Source organism: Auritidibacter sp. NML130574, from assembly GCF_003185725.2.
Classification (GTDB): Bacteria; Actinomycetota; Actinomycetes; order Actinomycetales; family Micrococcaceae; genus Auritidibacter; species Auritidibacter ignavus.
Window position 1 is genome coordinate 2,047,081 of record NZ_CP031746.1, and the last position, 16,473, is coordinate 2,063,553.

Annotated in this window: 21 protein-coding genes; 10 read left to right on the forward strand and 11 right to left on the reverse strand. The window is 60.4% G+C overall.

Translation table 11 applies throughout. The features are described from left to right. Positions 1 to 12: 12 nt before the first annotated feature. The 5 genes from DCC27_RS09340 to DCC27_RS09360 all read right to left on the reverse strand — a co-directional run bounded on the left by DCC27_RS09340 (position 13) and on the right by DCC27_RS09360 (position 3,873). Positions 13 to 678, reverse strand: a complete 666-nt coding sequence (locus DCC27_RS09340; RefSeq protein ID WP_110111022.1) for a transglutaminase family protein — start codon at positions 676 to 678, stop codon at positions 13 to 15. After that, positions 675 to 1,805 (reverse strand): acyl-CoA dehydrogenase family protein, encoded by a 1,131-nt coding sequence (locus DCC27_RS09345; protein ID WP_110100944.1) that lies wholly within the window; start codon positions 1,803 to 1,805, stop codon positions 675 to 677. The genes DCC27_RS09340 and DCC27_RS09345 overlap by 4 nt, the downstream gene beginning before the upstream one ends. An 11-nt stretch (positions 1,806 to 1,816) precedes the next feature. Next, entirely contained in the window at positions 1,817 to 2,191 is a 375-nt protein-coding gene (locus DCC27_RS09350) for an ectoine synthase (protein ID WP_110111023.1), read from the reverse strand. A gap of 62 nt (positions 2,192 to 2,253) precedes the next feature. Then, positions 2,254 to 2,514: an acyl carrier protein gene (locus DCC27_RS09355; RefSeq protein ID WP_110100942.1), complete on the reverse strand. Its 261-nt coding sequence runs from the start codon at positions 2,512 to 2,514 to the stop codon at positions 2,254 to 2,256. Between the two features lie 3 nt (positions 2,515 to 2,517). Beyond that, complete coding sequence (locus tag DCC27_RS09360) at positions 2,518 to 3,873, reverse strand: AMP-binding protein (RefSeq protein ID WP_158278447.1); 1,356 nt, start codon at positions 3,871 to 3,873, stop codon at positions 2,518 to 2,520. 80 nt (positions 3,874 to 3,953) lie between these two features. Here DCC27_RS09360 and DCC27_RS12860 point away from each other — a divergent pair, with 80 nt between their 5' ends. The 8 genes from DCC27_RS12860 to DCC27_RS12560 all read left to right on the forward strand — a co-directional run bounded on the left by DCC27_RS12860 (position 3,954) and on the right by DCC27_RS12560 (position 8,747). Beyond that, positions 3,954 to 4,568, forward strand: coding sequence for a 4'-phosphopantetheinyl transferase superfamily protein (locus tag DCC27_RS12860; RefSeq protein WP_110100940.1), 615 nt, complete (start codon positions 3,954 to 3,956; stop codon positions 4,566 to 4,568). A 280-nt stretch (positions 4,569 to 4,848) separates the two neighbouring features. Further along, on the forward strand, positions 4,849 to 5,268 hold the full coding sequence (locus DCC27_RS12540; RefSeq protein ID WP_233242847.1) for a relaxase domain-containing protein: 420 nt from the start codon (positions 4,849 to 4,851) through the stop codon (positions 5,266 to 5,268). A gap of 101 nt (positions 5,269 to 5,369) precedes the next feature. Continuing rightward, positions 5,370 to 5,627: a relaxase domain-containing protein gene (locus DCC27_RS12545; protein ID WP_246840081.1), complete on the forward strand. Its 258-nt coding sequence runs from the start codon at positions 5,370 to 5,372 to the stop codon at positions 5,625 to 5,627. Beyond that, the gene (locus DCC27_RS12550; RefSeq protein WP_246840082.1) at positions 5,513 to 5,974 is read left to right on the forward strand and encodes a relaxase domain-containing protein; all 462 of its coding nucleotides are present in this window, start codon (positions 5,513 to 5,515) and stop codon (positions 5,972 to 5,974) included. The genes DCC27_RS12545 and DCC27_RS12550 overlap by 115 nt, the downstream gene beginning before the upstream one ends. Then, positions 5,967 to 6,488, forward strand: a complete 522-nt coding sequence (locus DCC27_RS12555) for an AAA family ATPase (protein ID WP_233242846.1) — start codon at positions 5,967 to 5,969, stop codon at positions 6,486 to 6,488. The genes DCC27_RS12550 and DCC27_RS12555 overlap by 8 nt, the downstream gene beginning before the upstream one ends. 483 nt (positions 6,489 to 6,971) lie before the next feature. Then, a complete protein-coding gene (locus DCC27_RS09380; RefSeq protein ID WP_110122838.1) occupies positions 6,972 to 7,187 on the forward strand; it encodes a hypothetical protein in 216 nt (71 codons plus the stop codon). 54 nt (positions 7,188 to 7,241) lie between these two features. Beyond that, positions 7,242 to 7,385 (forward strand): BBE domain-containing protein, encoded by a 144-nt coding sequence (locus tag DCC27_RS12865; RefSeq protein ID WP_158278444.1) that lies wholly within the window; start codon positions 7,242 to 7,244, stop codon positions 7,383 to 7,385. 849 nt (positions 7,386 to 8,234) lie between these two features. Further along, a complete protein-coding gene (locus tag DCC27_RS12560; RefSeq protein WP_233242850.1) occupies positions 8,235 to 8,747 on the forward strand; it encodes a hypothetical protein in 513 nt (170 codons plus the stop codon). A gap of 1,485 nt (positions 8,748 to 10,232) precedes the next feature. Here the strand turns inward: DCC27_RS12560 and DCC27_RS12325 are convergent. Continuing rightward, positions 10,233 to 10,613 (reverse strand): hypothetical protein, encoded by a 381-nt coding sequence (locus DCC27_RS12325; RefSeq protein WP_199223085.1) that lies wholly within the window; start codon positions 10,611 to 10,613, stop codon positions 10,233 to 10,235. Between the two features lie 20 nt (positions 10,614 to 10,633). Between DCC27_RS12325 and DCC27_RS09405 the strand changes: the two genes are divergently transcribed. Continuing rightward, positions 10,634 to 11,941: an ISL3 family transposase gene (locus DCC27_RS09405; RefSeq protein WP_117328628.1), complete on the forward strand. Its 1,308-nt coding sequence runs from the start codon at positions 10,634 to 10,636 to the stop codon at positions 11,939 to 11,941. Here the strand turns inward: DCC27_RS09405 and DCC27_RS09410 are convergent. From DCC27_RS09410 to DCC27_RS09430, 5 genes are all read right to left on the reverse strand, one after another. Continuing rightward, entirely contained in the window at positions 11,913 to 12,284 is a 372-nt protein-coding gene (locus DCC27_RS09410; protein WP_110110651.1) for a hypothetical protein, read from the reverse strand. The two genes, DCC27_RS09405 and DCC27_RS09410, sit on opposite strands and share 29 nt — an antisense overlap. A 201-nt stretch (positions 12,285 to 12,485) precedes the next feature. Next, a protein-coding gene (locus tag DCC27_RS09415) for an IS3 family transposase (RefSeq protein WP_110110652.1) occupies positions 12,486 to 13,714 on the reverse strand; the annotation gives its coding sequence in 2 pieces (ribosomal slippage) (positions 12,486 to 13,438 and positions 13,438 to 13,714; 1,230 coding nt in all). A gap of 86 nt (positions 13,715 to 13,800) precedes the next feature. Continuing rightward, positions 13,801 to 14,325 (reverse strand): EndoU domain-containing protein, encoded by a 525-nt coding sequence (locus DCC27_RS09420; RefSeq protein WP_166769955.1) that lies wholly within the window; start codon positions 14,323 to 14,325, stop codon positions 13,801 to 13,803. A gap of 345 nt (positions 14,326 to 14,670) precedes the next feature. Further along, entirely contained in the window at positions 14,671 to 15,033 is a 363-nt protein-coding gene (locus tag DCC27_RS09425; RefSeq protein WP_166769956.1) for a DUF4282 domain-containing protein, read from the reverse strand. Between the two features lie 47 nt (positions 15,034 to 15,080). Beyond that, positions 15,081 to 15,752 (reverse strand): pyridoxamine 5'-phosphate oxidase family protein, encoded by a 672-nt coding sequence (locus DCC27_RS09430; protein ID WP_110110655.1) that lies wholly within the window; start codon positions 15,750 to 15,752, stop codon positions 15,081 to 15,083. Between the two features lie 260 nt (positions 15,753 to 16,012). Here DCC27_RS09430 and nrdI point away from each other — a divergent pair, with 260 nt between their 5' ends. Beyond that, positions 16,013 to 16,462, forward strand: coding sequence for a class Ib ribonucleoside-diphosphate reductase assembly flavoprotein NrdI (gene nrdI, locus DCC27_RS09435; RefSeq protein ID WP_210403498.1), 450 nt, complete (start codon positions 16,013 to 16,015; stop codon positions 16,460 to 16,462). Positions 16,463 to 16,473: the final 11 nt, after the last annotated feature.

Genomic DNA, 16,473 nt, shown 5'->3' on the forward strand with positions numbered 1-16,473 from the left:
GTCTTCTCCTTTCTAGTTTGGCAGCGTCGTTGCGGCCAGGCTCAGTGAGGTTGGTGTGCGGCCGTGATCGGTGACCATCTTCGGGTGCTTGGTCGCGATGAGCGTGAGCAGTTCGTCCATGTTCGGATCGACATAGTAGCGTTGCTCGCCGCGATAAATCATCCTGGTGCTGTCGCTGTTGCGCTGTTCGATGGCGTCGCCGCTGGGATTGAAGCGGAGGACATCGATGCCGTAGAGCATGCACAGCAGCGTGTTGAAGATGGGCGCGGCCTTGATCCACCGACCATTGAGGTAGATCCGTGCGTACCAGTGCAGGAACTCCTCACCTCCGACGAGTTCGTGCATCGCCGCGTCGGCAACGTGGTTGGTGACCACGTCGGAGCACAGCACGGCGGGCACGCCGAGCTTGCGGCAGCCAGCGACGAACAGGATGCTCTTGTGCAGGCAGAAGCCGAAAGGTTTATCGACAACGTCCGAGGCGCTAAGGTCCGTGTTCAGCATGACGTTGAAGACGTTGTAGTCGATGGTGTCGCGCACGGCGTCGTGGAGACGCTCGACGGAATTGGCGACGTTCGCCACGCTGTAACAGCCAGCGTCCTCAACGAACTGCGTAACGCTCGGGGCGTCATAGTCGAACACGGCGGTCGCCTGGGTCAGCTGAGGTTCGCGAGCGATCATGAGTTCACTCCCAACATGGTGGCGATCTTCGTGCGCAGGAGGTCATTCGATCCGGAGTAGATCGCTCCGGGTATGGCATCGAGGAGGTTGCTCGCCAACGGTGACGTAGTCAGGTATCCGTTGCCGCCATGGACGCGGATGGCGTTGATCGCCGAGTCGACGTTGGCCTCGCTGATGAAGACCTTGGCCGCGGCGATCGGAACGGTCAAGTCCTCGAAGCCGTCCAGTCGTTCCGCGATGGATTCCAGCAGGGCTCCGCCCAGTTCGATGGCGATCTGAGTCTGGACGATCCGGTCTGCCACCAGCTGGTTGCTGCCAATGCTGCGCCCGAACTGTTCGCGGTCGTTGACGTACTGCACTGAGCGGGAGACCAGCTGCTCCATCTCGCCGATGTTGCCGGCAAAGGCCAGCAGGATCTCGCGCTTCATGACCTGGTCGAGGATCAACAGGCCTGCGCCAGTGTGCCCGACGCGGTTGACAGCGGGCACTCTCACGTCCTCCAGCGCGACCTCCCCGATCGGGGAGGTGCTCAGCCCGGCCGTGGGCATCGGCTGGGAAGTGTCGACGCCGGGCCATCCAGTCTCGACGAGGAACGCCGAGAGCCCCTTGTCGACGCCGTCTTCGATGGTCTTAGCGTAGATCACCAAGGTCGAGGCAATCGGTGCGTTGGTGATGAACCTCTTTGTACCGTTCAGGACGTAGTAGTCCCCCTGGAGAATCGCTGTGCTGGTCGTGCTCATGACGTCTGACCCGGCCTCGGCCTCGGTGATCGCGTGGCCGCCGATGGTGGTGCCGGATTCGGCTGCCGGCAGATAGCGATCCCGCAGCTGTCGCTCTGCGAATGCGCGCAGGCAGTAGATGGTACTGGCCAGTTGGGTCACTGCTGAGAAGGTCAGTCCTCGATCCGGGCTGGTGCGCCCGAGTTCACGGACTCGGTTGATGGCGGCGCTCATTCCTGTACTGCCGATGCCTTCGGTGGCGAGCGTTCTGAATAGCCCGCTCGTGGCAGCGGCATTCCACAGTTCCGTCGGGAATCCAGCTTTCTGTGAGGGTGGGGCCGTGGGCGCGTACTTGCGCAGGTGGTCGAGGAACCCCAACCACGGGTCGTCAGTCAGAATCGTGCTCATCGTCTACTCCTCTAGTAGGTGCTGAAGTCTCTGGCGCTGAGCACGCGCTTCTCGTCTCCGCGGGTCGGCGGGTTGAAGACGCTGACGAGCTCGAGATCCTCGTGGTCCGATGCGCGCAGATAGTGGGGCTGGTTGTCATCCAGGACATAGACCATGCCGGCAGTGACTTCGAAGAAGTTCCCTTCGGTGTCTTCGACGTTGCCCGCGCCACGGATGCAGTAGCAGACTTCGAGGTTGTTGCGGTACTCCAACTTGGACTCGGTGCCCGACCGGAAGACGGTGTCGGCGACGGCGAAGCCCATGTTGTCCTTTTCGACCAGGAGGCGGTGGCTGGTGCCACTGCCCCACTCGACGGCGGAAACTTCGTTCCTGGGCTTGGTGAACATGGTGGTACTCCCTCTTATTCAGGCGATTTCGGTGATAATTGACGGTGATTGGATGGTAATGGTCAGCAAGCCATGACGTCAGTGCGATTGGCCTCGATGAAGCTGGCGATGCCCTCGGGCGTCTTCAGCTCGTCCGGATTGATTGAGATGGTGTTGATCGGAATCTTGTAGGTCCGAGCGCACCAGCCGAGCAACTGGACCGTGGTGACGCTGGTGAGGATTCCTGTCGTGAGTAGATCGACATCAGGCGGCAACTGGTCTGCCGTGACGTCGGTAGCGAACGTTTCGACGATGTACTGCTTGACCCTGTGGAGGGTGGACATGAGTTACTCACTCCCTACTCGTGATTTGATGGTGGGAAGATCCGGTTTGCCGTTACCGTTCAACGGCAGGGGCCCGGTGAAGGCATGCAGGTTGTTCGGCATCGCGAAGGCGGGCAGATGAGCGCTTATTGCCATGCGCAACTGGAGTCCGGTTGCGGCAGAGCCGTGATCGGGCGCGGTGTAGGCAAGATGCAGTTCTTCTGCGGAGTCAGAGACCTCGAGCCACGCGCAGGCAATGCCGACCAGAGCCGTCCGACGCGCAGCCTGCTCGATTTCTTCGAGGTTCACTCGCTGGCCGCGGACTTTGACAAGACGATCACGTCGGCCGTTATACATCAGCTGCCCATTTGACCACCTTGCCTGGTCCTTCATCGGGTACAAAGCCTCACCGGCCACGGGTAAGGGCGTGACGGTTCCCTCGGTGATATAGCCTTGCGCCATCCACGGCGTATGCACGAGTAGTTCCCCGTGGGCCTCCTCGGCGCTCTTTCGGAGAGGTACGTGGATTCCATTGGAGTTGAGCAAAACCTCGCAGCCGGCGATAGGCGTGCCAAGCGGCAGGGTCTCACTTTCAGAGAACTGTTCGGCTGAGAGCGTCTCGATGAGGCAATCGTTGACCTCGGTGGCTCCATAGACGTTATGGAAAGTTGCAGTTGGGAAAAGTCGCGCTGCGGCCGCGCGCAGCGATTGTGCAACGACGCCGCCAGTGAGAACCACGTCCCGAACCGAGGGGTACACCGCGTCTCCAACGGCGTTGAGCAGCGCATCCAGAGTGGAGGGAACGACCTGGATGAATGTTGGCCGGTGCTGTTCGAGCAGTCGGACCAGGTAGGGAGCCTGGTGGAGGCGGGCTGCCTCAGCCGCGACCACAGTACCGCCGGCGGCCAGAACCGCCCAGGTGTCCAGTAGGGACACGTCGAAGTTCCAGGGGCTCAGACTCAGGGACACGGTTGTGTCGTTGAAGCCAAAGTAGTCGCCGCCCCAGTGCAGGAACTGAGTGAGGCCTGTGGCGGGCAGGGCGACGAGCTTGGGGAACCCCGTTGACCCGGAGGTGGGCAGTGCGAGGACTCCGCCTTCCAAAGAGTCTGTCGAAGCTGAGCGTGTTCTGGCGAAGTGTTCGATCTGCTCGACGATCGTCGCCAGGTAGTCGTCTGATGCCGAAGTGGGAACCAGTGCTACTACGCCTCCGCGATTGAGGATCGCGACGCACTCATCGATGAGGCTGCGGTTCTTGGCTGCGCGGTAGATGCCGTATCCGTAACCGGCGACATCATCGCTGCGCTTGTCCTCGCCTTCGACAATGGTCCCGGGCTCCAGGTTTAGGCCCGCCGTCGGGGTGGGGGCTGTCGTAGCCATCATGCTCACGCTGGTCCCTTCTCTTCTTTGTACTCCGAGTGAGAGCCGGAGCGGACTCTGGCGATCACTCGCTATTTGCTTCGATGTACATACATCAATGTAAACTACTGCATGTGCATGCATCAAGACATTACGATAGAGGTGTCATAATCTGTCACAATTCCCCTTCGCCCATTAGCCTGTGGACGACTCCCACGAGGGGCAACGAGGACGTTGCCGCGCTTCTGGTCGAGCGGGCGCTTGGAGCGGGTGCTAGGAGGTATTTCCGCTGTTCAGAGCGCAGCTTTCCCCTCGCTCACAGTGGCAAGTACTTCTCGGTCTCCCACTCCTTGTCGCTCACCGCGGTAGTTGTCGCCGATGTGCCGATCGGAGTCGACGTCGAAGAGCGACTCACCTCGCAAGCGTGCGTCGATCTTGCTTGGGCGTGGTCTCCTGGCGAGCGCGCGGAGCTACAGTGTCAGGCTGACGTGGAGCATATCTCCACCGAGATCTGGACTGCGAAGGAAGCCGCGGGGAAGGCGCTGGGCATGGGCTTGCAAGCGTTGCCGTGCGCTATTGAGACATCTCCTGTGGTCGAGGCGACCGCGCACCGGACCATCGTGATGCCCTGCGGGCGCGGAACGAGTACCTACTTGGATTCTCATGGTGTGTGGCACGGTAAGAGCCATCTCCGCATATCCTGGAGGCACGCGCTCTAGCTCCCTGAGGGAGCCTGTCCCGCATCCGGCGCCTCATGCGCCGCTGCCGATTCCTCTCCGAGAACTGTGGACTCCGCGCGTTAGTCCGCCTACAAGCTCAGCTGTCGCAGCTGGTCAATCAGTTGTTTCTGTGCAGTGTAGCCCTCGTTAGCTACTGCACATTGATCACGATCAGATCCACCCACACAGTTGGCACCGTAGTGCAAACCGGCGTGCCGCGCGCACCTGCCCGCTGAGGCGACCCTCCAGAGGCCAGCCTCGGAAGGGAGCCGCCGTGGTGATGACGATCCGCGTCATGTCGGCCGGCCGCAGATACGAGTATCTCCTGTCCTCCGTCGCTGCAGGCGACGGCGACCGCGACGTGGGCACCCCGCTAACCCGCTACTACACCGAATCCGAGTGCCCGCGCGGCACCTGGATCGGCTCAAGGCTGGCAAGCCTCGAAGACGACCACGGCACCGGACTTGCCGACGGCGAGGCCGTCACCGAGGACCAGCTCGCACGGCTTCTCGGTGACGGCCTGCATCGAATCACCGGCACACGGCTCGGCCACCCATTCCCGAAACTGCAACCCCGCGCGAGCGCATCGCCGCCCGCATTGCGCAGCTCGACCCGGACCGGTCGCCAGCGCAACGGGATGCAGCCATCGAGGAAAGCCGTAGCGAAGAGATTGCGAAGAAGCCGCGCAACGCCGTTGTAGGGTTCGACCTCACGTTCTCCCCGCCGAAGTCGCTGAGCGCTCTCTGAGGTGTCGCTGACGCGGGCACGCAAGCCCTCATCTCACAGGCGCATCACGCAGCCATGCGCGACACCATCGCGATTCTTGGAGAACGGGTCACCTCAACCCGCGTCGGCCGAGGCGAGATCGTGAGGATGCCGATCAGCGGAGTGATTGCCACTGCGTTCGATCATTACGACTCCCGCGCCGCCTGCACAAGGCCACCGTGTCGCTGTCGACAAGCTACAACGCGTTCCTCACGGATCACACTGCCCGGCTGCTCGGTGTCTCCTGGTCCCCGGTCGACCGAGGCAAGGACCGCAACACGGGCTGGGAGATAGACGGTGTGCCCACTGAACTGATCGCTGGGTTCTCCCGACGCACGACTGGAACCGACGGGGTCGAGGGCATCGAAGCAACGGAAGATCGGCTCATTGCCGAGTACATCGTCACCTACGGACGCGAACCTAGCCCGGCGACGATCGCCCGATTGCGGCAGCAGGCAACGCTGGAGACGCGGCCGGTCAAGGAACTGCACTCTCTGGCCGAGTTCACTACTCAGTGGCGCTGGCGCGCGACCGGATTGCTGGGCGAGGACGCGACGACGTGGGCGCAACATCTCCTCGCACACACCCCGGCTGAGGCGAGGCTGCGTGCCGACGATGTGCCCCCTGGAACAGGTGGCTGATATTGCGACGGTGGTGCTGATGGCGGTCGCCAACCGGCACCCGGTGTGGAACCGGTGGAACATCCACGCCGAGACGATACGGCAGCTCATGGGGGTGCGCTTCACCACGACCAACGACCGCATGGCCCTCCTTGATCAGATCATCGAACGGGCCGAAGCCGAATCACTCCGGCTGACCCTGGAGTTCGACCGTGCTCTCTCTGAGCATTTCATCGACGAGAACGGGCCCCGGTTCCAGTCCGTCGACCAGATCGCCACAGTCTCGAACCTTGCCCACTCAGATCGGGTACTCGATATGCTCGTCGGCCCAGCCGGGGCCGGCAAGACCACGGCGCTACCGGCACTGCACCGGGCCTGGACCGCCGGGCACGGACGCCACTCGGACATCGGCCTCGCCCCGTCAGCACCCGACGACTCCCGCTTGTGGATATCGACCCGGACGTACGGCTGGCTCGAGTCGGCGGTGGAACAACTTCGGAGGCGGTCGCGCGCGAGGCCACACGCCACGGCCTGACCCCACTCAACGGTAGCGCACCAACGGTGGATGTTGCCGGCTACAGCCTTGGAGGTGGCGTGGGACCACTCATCCGGCAGTATGAAATACGCAACCGACCGCGTCACCGGGTTCGGCATAGTCACCGCGTTGCAGCTCCAGCTCTTTCCCGTCGACCAAATACTTGCCGGCGCACTGAGCTTCGCCCCCTGAGCGATTCCCTGAGATCGTCAGCCGTAACCTGGAGTGGACCACCGGCGTGCCCAACCAACTCCCCTCCTCATTGTCGCTCAAGACCTTCCCCGACCTTCTGACTCTGCCGGAACGCGTCCGATGCAAGCGGACCCTGCGCCTCTTCGTCATCTGCACCGACCCCCCGGACATGTATCTCCGCGATTGACGCACTGCGGACCGGTCGAGGACAACATCTACCTGATATCCTACGCCGACTGCAGCAAGGTATTCGCCGAACCGGCAAACTCGCGCGGCTATGAAGGTGATGACGTGACTACCGTGGCACTGGACCCCACCGCGACCGTCATGGCACGCATCGATGCGGAGACCGAGAACTACATGCTCCTTCAGGTTCATTACCTCCGCTGTGTCGCCACGCGGAAGCCAGAGCGTGACAACGCGATCGGCCACCCTCATGCGACTTACGTCGTCCGGATAATCACGCCGATCGCCCGGCAGGTACGCTACGACCTCGCGAACGAATAGTCCGCCCTGGTCGAAGACCTCGCGCACGGGGCGACCAGTCGAGCACTGTATTTTTTGTTCGGAGACAATGCCACCGAGCTGAGCACAAGTGCCTGCTACGAACCCGAGACCTATCAGCGCCTTGTCGACATCAAGCACCACTACGACCCAGCTAACCTCATCCGACTCGGGCGCGCCATACCTGTCAATGCGCGCTGAAAGTACGCCCTTCTCTAAGATGCGTCGAATCGGAACGGGTGCCATATGAAACGGCATCGGTGGCGCCTGGTTGTCCATGGCGACGACTGGCAGTCGCCGTGTACAGGTCATGGAGTTATGTCTGACGCTCCGCGTTGCAGGAGCGAGGGCCAGAGCACGTGCCCCGACGAGAAGATGCCCCTCGTACAGACAACGCCAGTGCAACAGCCGGTAGGCGCCGTTATGACTGGGCGTATTTGGTCGTCGGCGTACTGCGCTAAGCCGGGCTGATCGCGCTGACCGCCCCGACCCTCAGAAGAGCTCGACACCGCCGTCGCCGCGGTGGAGCACGCCGCGATCCAAACCTCCTACCAGACCCGCCTGCTGGTGGCTCTGAGGCGAGGCCGGAAAGAACGATGTAGCATGAGCCGGGCCGGTTCAGGCGAAGTTGGAAGCAGGAGGCGATCCGAGCACCTGGCGGATGACCAGCCCGATCAAGGAGTCGCAGGATGACGCCCGGGGCCCACCGGTCTGCCGGAGTCCCCATGCGCGAGCCGAACGACGAGAACGTCAACCGTCCGTTGCGGGTCGGGTCGCTGTTCTCCGGCTACAGGGGTCTCGACCTCGCCGTCGAGCACGCCACCGGCGGGGAGACGATCTGGTTCTCCGAGATCGATGCCCCACCCATCCGCGTCTTCACGCGTCACTGGGCGGGCACCCCGCACCTCGGAGACATCTCCGTCATCGACTTGGGCGACGACGGTGCCGCCGATCGATGTGCTGATCAGCGGGCTCCTGGGTCAGGAGGTCTAGGCCGTCGGCACCGGCGCCGGCCTCTCACCCGGCACCCGCTCCGGGCTCTGGTCGAACATGGCAGCCGCGATCGACGCGTTGCAACCCGTGCTCGCCATCATGGAGAACGTCCGCGACTTGCTCTCCGCACCCCTAATCCGCCCTACCCCGGAAGGAACAACCCCCGACGCACGCAACCAAACGATGCAACCGACGAGCCTGCACCCGCCGTTCCCAACCTGGAACCCGACCCGTGGCCGCTGGGAGACGAGCCAACACGACCTCCTCGCGCGCACGGAGCCACACTCGGGGATCTGGCCGACCTCCGGCGAAGTGCGCGTTGAGTCGGCCTACCGGCGTCACTGGCCGGCACACCCCACCAACGGTTCCATTTCTTCCTCACCACCCATCGACAAGACGCTGTTACGGACACTTTTGGCCTCGGACTTTTCGCCCAAAGGCGCAACCCCGGACCAGGTACGGACACGACGGGGCATCATTGCCCTGAGCCACCAGGTCATCAACCTCGCCGTGCACGGACCGGCAGGCTCACCGACCAGCTGGAACGATCGGAGACCCTGTTCGCTCTGATGGAGGACATCTTCACCGCTGGGGGCGATACGCCCAGGCCATCGCCCGATGGGAACACGTCACCGGACCAGCAACTCCTGCCCCTGCGATCCTGAAAGAGGAGAAGGGCCCGCGACCTGCGCCGGAGTTCGACGAATCGCTCATGCGCCTCCCCACCGGATGGGCCACCAGCCCCGACCACGGCCTGACTGACAACCCGAGAAACACGGCGCTCGGCAACTGGGTTCTACCAATCCAATCCGTTGCTGGGGTCGCACGGATGTTGTGACCTCGACGCAGCATTCTTCTCTCCCCGGATCTGGCACTCGGCCGCCGTGATCTGTGGCTGATGCTCGTCACGCCCTCGTTCAGGAGTCGTCCAGGAATCGTCCGGGCAATGACGGTTGTATAGATTTCCTAGCCCGCACACCTTGTGCGAGCGAATAGAGGGGAAGCAACATGAGTGCCCAAATGAGATCGCGGAGCAGGTCGTGGAACATCTGGAGTGGCTACAGCAGCCTTGTCCACACTGGTGCCATTGCGACCACAGCGGCCAGGAACATCCGACAGACCGCAAGCGTCTGGCCGATCAGCCGTTCGCGACCCTCATCACCCAGGAGCCCGAGCACCGGGAGCAACGCGAATTCAAGGACTCGATTAAGGCTGAAGATATGGCGATTGCCGTGTATCGAAAGAGAGGAGAGACTACGAGGTCTGGTTACGCATCGTGAACGACAGAGAGCACGTCGAGATCAATCTGGAGAGCTCAGCCCGACTGAGCGCTTCGCTCAACGCGTTCATCGTCGAGGTCATCGTGTCGTCGGCTAGATTCGATCTCGTTTCCCTTGCGAGTGGCGTGCCCTAATAATCCCCAATGGGGCAGGATGCGCGCATACTCTAAAGCCGACACAACTAAGCGGGTGCGAGGTGAGGGTCTGCAACAGGAAACACCGACATAAAACAATGCAACGGCATATAGTTAGGCAACCAGAACCCCCGAAGATCGAGTGATCCATGTCAAAATCAGCATTCGTTACAGCCACTCAGCCACGCAATCGCTAATCATCATTTGGGGAACCGGGTTCGGATACCACCTCACCGAAATCAATCAAAAGGCGCCTAAGCAGGGAGGCAAACTGCTCCGTACCAGGCGGGAAATCTGGCCACCTCTCCTTCAGATCATTCACAGACGCGAACGGTTTCGAAACATCGCCCTGTCTCCCCGTCATAACCACCCCTGCGACTCATCTACTCCCTGTACTACCTGACAGGATCATGATTTGTTTCCACGCTTAGCCCGTGACCATTATCCCTGTTTGCGCCCGGGGCTCTTGCTCTGATCAGGCAGGGACTCGACGTCACCGGTCTGAGCTCCCCTCGATCCTGCAGCTGGCTCGGACCGTTTAGTAGGCGTCTTCGCGATTTGGTCTTGTTTGCTCCGGTGGGTGGCCGCCGTCTCCGGCACAGTGACCATCACACCACTAGCAAGAGTTACACGCACTGCCATTAACCCTCACTACCAGCAGTTTCAACAGTCTTAACCAGAGCGAACCTGTCCGCGAAGACGTACCAGCCGTAGACGATTTCCAACCGTAGTGCGATCTGGTTGTGGCGGGACAAGGCACCCTGACCGTCCGGGTCGCCGTACATGATCTTCTCGACCGGGAACTCGCGTTGGGCACCCCAGCGGATACCATTCGTGAAGTCACCGAGGATCCCTCGCACACCAGTATCAGTGGTCGCCTCTGGGCGCTCAGAAACGGTGTCTCCTTTGGCGGTGTTAAGTGGCTCTTCACAATCGAGGGTGTAGACGGGGGTCTCGGGGAAGTGGCGCGTCGATAGCTGGATAGAGGTCGAGGCCTTCCGATGATGGAAGTTCCTACACAAGCCATCTGAAAGACCTCGACGTGCCTAACGCTACCTTCGACGACTGTGACCTGACCAAGTTTTGCCGGCTGGACGAGCTCGGCCTTCAAGCTACCGGGCAACGGGTGGAGCCCGGGCGGGCGGTACTGGCCTGTCGGGTGGTGGAGCCAGATGAGTGGTGTCACCGCTGTGGTTCTCAGGGCACCGCGCGGGGCACGGTGATCCGCCGGCTGGCGCACGAGCCGCTGGGCTGGAGGCCCACGACTCTGCACGTCACGGTTCGGCGCTACCGGTGCGCCGACTGCGCCCACGTCTGGCGCCAGGACACCACCGCCGCGGCAGAGCCGAAGGCCAAGCTCTCCCGCCGTGCCCTGCGCTGGGCCCTGGAAGCTCTGGTCGTGCAGCACCTGACCATCGCCCGGGTCGCCGAGGCGTTGGGGGTGCGGTGGAACACCGCCAACGACGCCGTGCTGGCCGAGGGCAAGCGTCTGCTCATCGACGACCCGGCCCGGTTTGACGGGGTCACCGCGATCGGCGTGGATGAACACGTCTGGCGCCATACCCGGCGTGGCGACAAGTACGTCACCGTGATCATCGACCTCACACCACTGCGCGTCGGCACCGGTCCGGCGAGGTTGCTGGACATGGTCGAGGGCCGCTCCAAACAGGCCTTCAAGACCTGGCTGGCCGAGCGTCCGGCTTCCTGGCGGGATGGCGTGGAGGTGGTGGCGATGGACGGGTTCACCGGCTTCAAGACCGCAGCCACTGAGGAGATCCCCGAAGCCACCACGGTCATGGACCCCTTCCATGTGGTCCGCCTGGCCGGAGACGCGCTCGAGCGATGCCGCCGGCGAGTCCAGCAACAGGTGAACGGCCACCGGGGCCGCAAACAGGATCCGCTCTACAAGGCCCGCCGGACCCTGCTGACCGGGGCCGACCTGCTCACCGAGAAGCAGTATTCCAGGATCCAGGACCTCTTCGAGGCTGACGAGCATGTGGAGGTCGAGGCCACGTGGGCGTTCTACCAGCACATGGTCGCCGCCTACCGCCAGACAGACAGGGCCGAGGGCAGGGCGATGATGGAGCAGCTGATCGCCAAGCTGGGCCGGGCAGTGCCGACCAAGCTCATCGAGCTGGCCGGTCTGGGTAGGACGTTGAAGAAAAGGGCGGCAGACATCCTGGCCTACTTCGACCGCCCCGGAACCTCCAACGGACCCACCGAGGCCATCAACGGACGACTCGAACACCTGCGCGGATCCGCCCTGGGCTTCCGGAATCTCACCAACTACATCGCCAGGTCCTTGCTCGAGAGCGGAGGATTCAAGCCCCGTCTACACCCTCGATTGTGAAGAGCCTGTTAAGTCCCAGGAAGGAGCTGATGCCTGCGCCCAGTCCCAGATTCGGGTACCGTTGAGTCCCCGATGGGGAACCATCAGCGTTCTTGGTCTGCAAGTTCGATAATTCCCAGGTCAGTCGCGGGACAATCGCAAACCCATGGACCGACACCGGCCGGTCTCGATTGATCAACAGCCCGGCGGTAGCGCGCACCACCTGGTCTGGTTCAACAGATGCAGACAGCTCCGCGGAGTACTCGGTAGCACCCACGTAGTGATCCCAGGCCGTGATTTCAGTACCAGTCAACGGATTGATCCGGCGATACAGGCCCAGATCCAGGGCACGAGACAGTGCCACGGAGCCTGCTCAGCTGGTGGTCCTCATCGGCCCACTGGACTTCCTCATTGAACCGCATCGTGACCTGAGCTTTCTTCAGAGTTGCGGTCACCGAAGTAAACCCACCAGTGGTAGCAGACTTCTCCGCACCCTCCGTCACAAACTCAGCCACCGTCGAGGTGTTGATGTGTCCTTGAAGCGCCCTGGGTTTTGTTCCGTTTTCTATACGGGGCTTAGGGCTTGTGCCTGGGTCATATGGTAGCTGGTTTCGGCTTCGGTCGGGGTCTGGTAGTTCAAGGCTTCATGCAATCGGGTGGTATTCCACCAGTGGACCCAGTTCATCGTTTCGAATTCCACCTCAGTAGCTGACGGCCAAGCGGGCCGAGCATAAATCAATTCGGTCTTATACAAGCCATTAACCGTCTTACCCAATGCATTATCGTAAGCATCTCCAGCGGTCCCAACCGATGCCGTCAGACCAGCCTTGGCAAGATGTTCGGTATAGCGAATGCTGACATATTGCAAGCCACGATCGCTGTGATGGACTAACCCATCCAGGGCTTGGTCCTTAGCACTGAGCAGCGCGTGCTCTAACGCTTCCAAGGGCAGCGCATCAGTACGCATCGTCGTGCGGGTCGACCAGCCCACGATCTTACGACTGAAGGCATCCGTGACAAACGCGGTGTAGCAAAACCCGCTGGTGGTGCGCACATAGGTTATATCCGCGACCCACAGCCGGTTGGGTGCTGTGACGCCAAAGTCCCGGTTGACCAAATCTGGCCGCTGATCCGAGACCTTCGCAGCGATGGTGGTGTGGGGTTTTCGTCCTCGCACCACACCGCTAAGTCCCGCCAGGCGCATCAGCCGAGCCACTTGGTCACGGCCCACATCCCAGCCAGCACGTCTCATGGCATGCCACATTTTGCGCACCCCATAGACCCCATAATTGGCTTGGTGCAGCTCTTTGACCACTGGGATCAGGGCTGCATCCCGACGCGAACGATCACTGGCAGGACGGGCTTTCGCCGCCCGATAGCCACCTGAGGTGATGAACCCACGGTCTGTCGCACCCAAAACACGACAGATGGACTCGACCCCGAAACGATCCCTGAACATGTCAATGTAAGCAATCATCTCGTCGTGGGGCGGTCGAGTTCCGCTGCGAAAAAAGCCCACGCCGTCTTGAGGATCTCATTAGCCCAGCACAGCTCCGCGTTCTCCCGCTTCAGCTTCCGGATTTGCGCTTGGGCATCCGTGGACACCCCTGACTTCTGACCGGTATCCACTTCAGCTTGTTCCACCCAACGACGCAACGTCTCTGTCGCGATACTGAGCTTGGGCGCGGTTTCACGAATCACCACATACCGGCTCGGCGCGTCTTCACCTTCAAGCCGATCAAACACCATGCGCGTGGCACGACCTTTAAACGACTGCGGGTATTTGATTGGCATAGTTCTATCCTCTCATTTTAGGACGGAACAAAACCCAGGACGGTTCAAGGCTTAAAAACTTCGTAGGAGCTCCACATGGTCTTATTCTACTTCCTGGGGTCAAGATCCGGGTAAGCGCTAATAATGTAGCGTAGCCCGCCGTGTTTTCTCCGACCAGTCGCCACCTTGAACGGCACCCCATCCACCGTGTACTTATGGATAAGGTTACCCCGTGACTTGTTTGGCTTACCGTAGGTGATGGTGTCATCAATCGCATGCACAATATCTTCGTGAGACCAATCGCGGGGGAACTCGGTTCTGGGAACACCTTCAGCTAACTCAAAAATCCACCCGTACCCGGCCCCATGACCGCCAAGCCCGTCTGGTGCTTCAGGCGTCGAACTGTTACGCCGTTCTCCGTAGAGGATGTGGTTCCATTGCTTCGAATCAAGGGGCTCAAACCCCTCAGGCTGTAGTTTTGGCGGGTTCTTCGGGTTCCTAGGCGGGATCTTCTTACCATAAGTGAACCCGTCAGGATACTGTTCACGAAGTCTCTCTAACGCCTCGCCCCGGTGCTTATCCCATTTCGCGTACGGTACTCTACCGTCATCTGTAGTTTTCTGATTATCCACACATCTTTTCCTAAGCTGTTTCGCAACATATTTATAATCGATAATGCTTCAATTTCACTCAGTATTTATTGCGTCATTATTAATCAATAGATCGTGCTCAGCGGATTGGTTGTTTCAGCCGATGAAGGATTGTCATAGATGATCCCCAGAAAGCCATCGCCACCGTGCGGATCATGTCGTTATGCAGGGCCATCGCCAGCCGGAATCTCGCCTGGGTGGACGCATTCCCCCGCAACCAGTTGATCGGGATGAATGTTCTCAATCGCGATCTGCGGAGAGGAATAGCACACCGCATCCCCCACACGGGTGATCGTCGCTTTGAAACAGCCGGACCAGCTGTACAAATTAGCCTCGCTGCCCCACTTCGTCACGCAATTTCTGAATTTCTTGACGTGTACCAGCAGTATTCTGCGCGGTGCGAATCGTCGCGATGAATAGCTCCAGCACCACACGGAACAACACGAGCTGAATGACGGGAATGATCCATCCAATCAGCAACCACAGTACGCCAATCAGCGCGACACCTGTCGCCATGATGGTAAATGCCGGCACTAGCCAACCAATGATCAGGGAGATGCCGACCAGAACGAGGATCAAAATATAGATGATCTTCGTGAACTTGACCGTCACGAAACTATCGAACGACAGATCAAACAGGCAGGCGACGAAGCCTTTGTTTTCTTCTGCTGATCGTCGTGCAAAGTCCAACAGCAGTTTTTCAGGTTATTGTCAGGAACGCTAGAGTTCATCGTTGCCTACGCGCTGACGTCCAACATCTCCGCCTCGTGCAGGTGGATCAAGACCGCTGCAGCGGGTGGGCTTACGTCCTGCGCACGAGCGAAAGTCACGGCTGCCTCGAACACGTCTCCGTTGTGATGAACCTCGGGTAGTCCCACAAACCGATAACCCGTAAAGTTGTCCTGATCAATTACGGCAACCGTGGCGACCGATCCAGCGCGGAAATTTGCCAGGTGCCGACCGGTTGGCGGTTCGTAATAAAAGAGTGTGCGTTCATCCCAAATACGAAGCGAACTCGTTGGTCCAACCGCAGGAGCCCCTTCCGGTGTAGCCGTAGCCAGCACCGGAATGTCCGTCTCAAGCAGAGCTCGCATGTGCCCCGTCAAGCGAAAACCACCACGCAGTCGCCCCGCGAATCCTTCGGCAAATGCCGCGCTATCACGAACAAATGGTGAACCCAACGGTGGCGCACCGGCGCGGAGGGACGCGTCAAGGAATCGCTCCATCTTGTCAGGATCTTCGTCTCGCAGAAACACCACCAACATACGCAACAGTCCATGCACCGTGGTGGCTGGGTCCGCTGAAGTCTCCAAAAGTCGCATCGCAGCCTGGTGATTGCCCGCCCGCGCTTGCTGAAACAAGCCAATTGATTCCAACCAAATGCCATCGCGCCACGTCTCTACTGTCACGTCTACTCCGATCTGGCTACTGACTGTTTGGTGTGAGTACCTCGCTACGCTCCATCATATGTTCGCCATGCCGTAGTTACAAACACAGCTAGCACGTAGACACGGAACCTATCGTGTGGTACTACTTGATATGCGCCTAATTAGTCCATCAACACACAAGATATTGTGTTTTTATGATGTCCACTTCAGTCAATGAGTGAGGAGAGATCGCTGTGCATACTCCAGCGAAGAAACCCCCGGATGCACTCCCGGTTCGCGAAATACCAGTCAAAGAGTCCCCGGATCTGGTGTATTTTTCCAGCGTTTCGGAGAACACCCATCGCTTCGTGGAGCAGCTGAACCGACCGGCCATACGAATTCCGCTGCGCCCGAGAAGTGAAGGGTATATCCGTGTCTCACGCCCTTTCGTGCTCGTTGTCCCCACCTACGGGGGTGGGGAGCGCTCTGGTGCGGTACCCAAGCAGGTGATCAAATTCCTCAACGACCCGATCAATCGGTCTTTGATCCGCGGTGTGATCACGGCGGGAAACACCAATTTCGGTCAGCACTACTGTCTGGCCGGACCGATCATCTCCGCCAAATGCAAGGTACCGGAGCTGTATCGCTTTGAACTCTTAGGAACGCGGCGCGACATCGAGCTGGTGGACACCGGACTGACTCGCTTCTGGGACCAAGCCGACTCCCAAACCTTTACCTCCACTCCAAGCTAAGTCGAAAGGAA

Excerpts from the sequence above, each read along its gene's own strand:
- DCC27_RS12540 (WP_233242847.1), top strand. The coding sequence starts at position 4,849 with ATGACGATCCGCGTCATGTCGGCCGGCCGCAGATACGAGTATCTCCTG.
- DCC27_RS12860 (WP_110100940.1), top strand. The coding sequence starts at position 3,954 with ATGTACATACATCAATGTAAACTACTGCATGTGCATGCATCAAGACAT.
- DCC27_RS12545 (WP_246840081.1), top strand. The coding sequence starts at position 5,370 with ATGCGCGACACCATCGCGATTCTTGGAGAACGGGTCACCTCAACCCGC.
- DCC27_RS09340 (WP_110111022.1), bottom strand. The coding sequence starts at position 678 with ATGATCGCTCGCGAACCTCAGCTGACCCAGGCGACCGCCGTGTTCGAC.
- DCC27_RS09345 (WP_110100944.1), bottom strand. The coding sequence starts at position 1,805 with ATGAGCACGATTCTGACTGACGACCCGTGGTTGGGGTTCCTCGACCAC.
- DCC27_RS12560 (WP_233242850.1), top strand. The coding sequence starts at position 8,235 with ATGGCAGCCGCGATCGACGCGTTGCAACCCGTGCTCGCCATCATGGAG.
- DCC27_RS09360 (WP_158278447.1), bottom strand. The coding sequence starts at position 3,873 with ATGATGGCTACGACAGCCCCCACCCCGACGGCGGGCCTAAACCTGGAG.
- DCC27_RS09355 (WP_110100942.1), bottom strand. The coding sequence starts at position 2,514 with ATGTCCACCCTCCACAGGGTCAAGCAGTACATCGTCGAAACGTTCGCT.
- DCC27_RS09350 (WP_110111023.1), bottom strand. The coding sequence starts at position 2,191 with ATGTTCACCAAGCCCAGGAACGAAGTTTCCGCCGTCGAGTGGGGCAGT.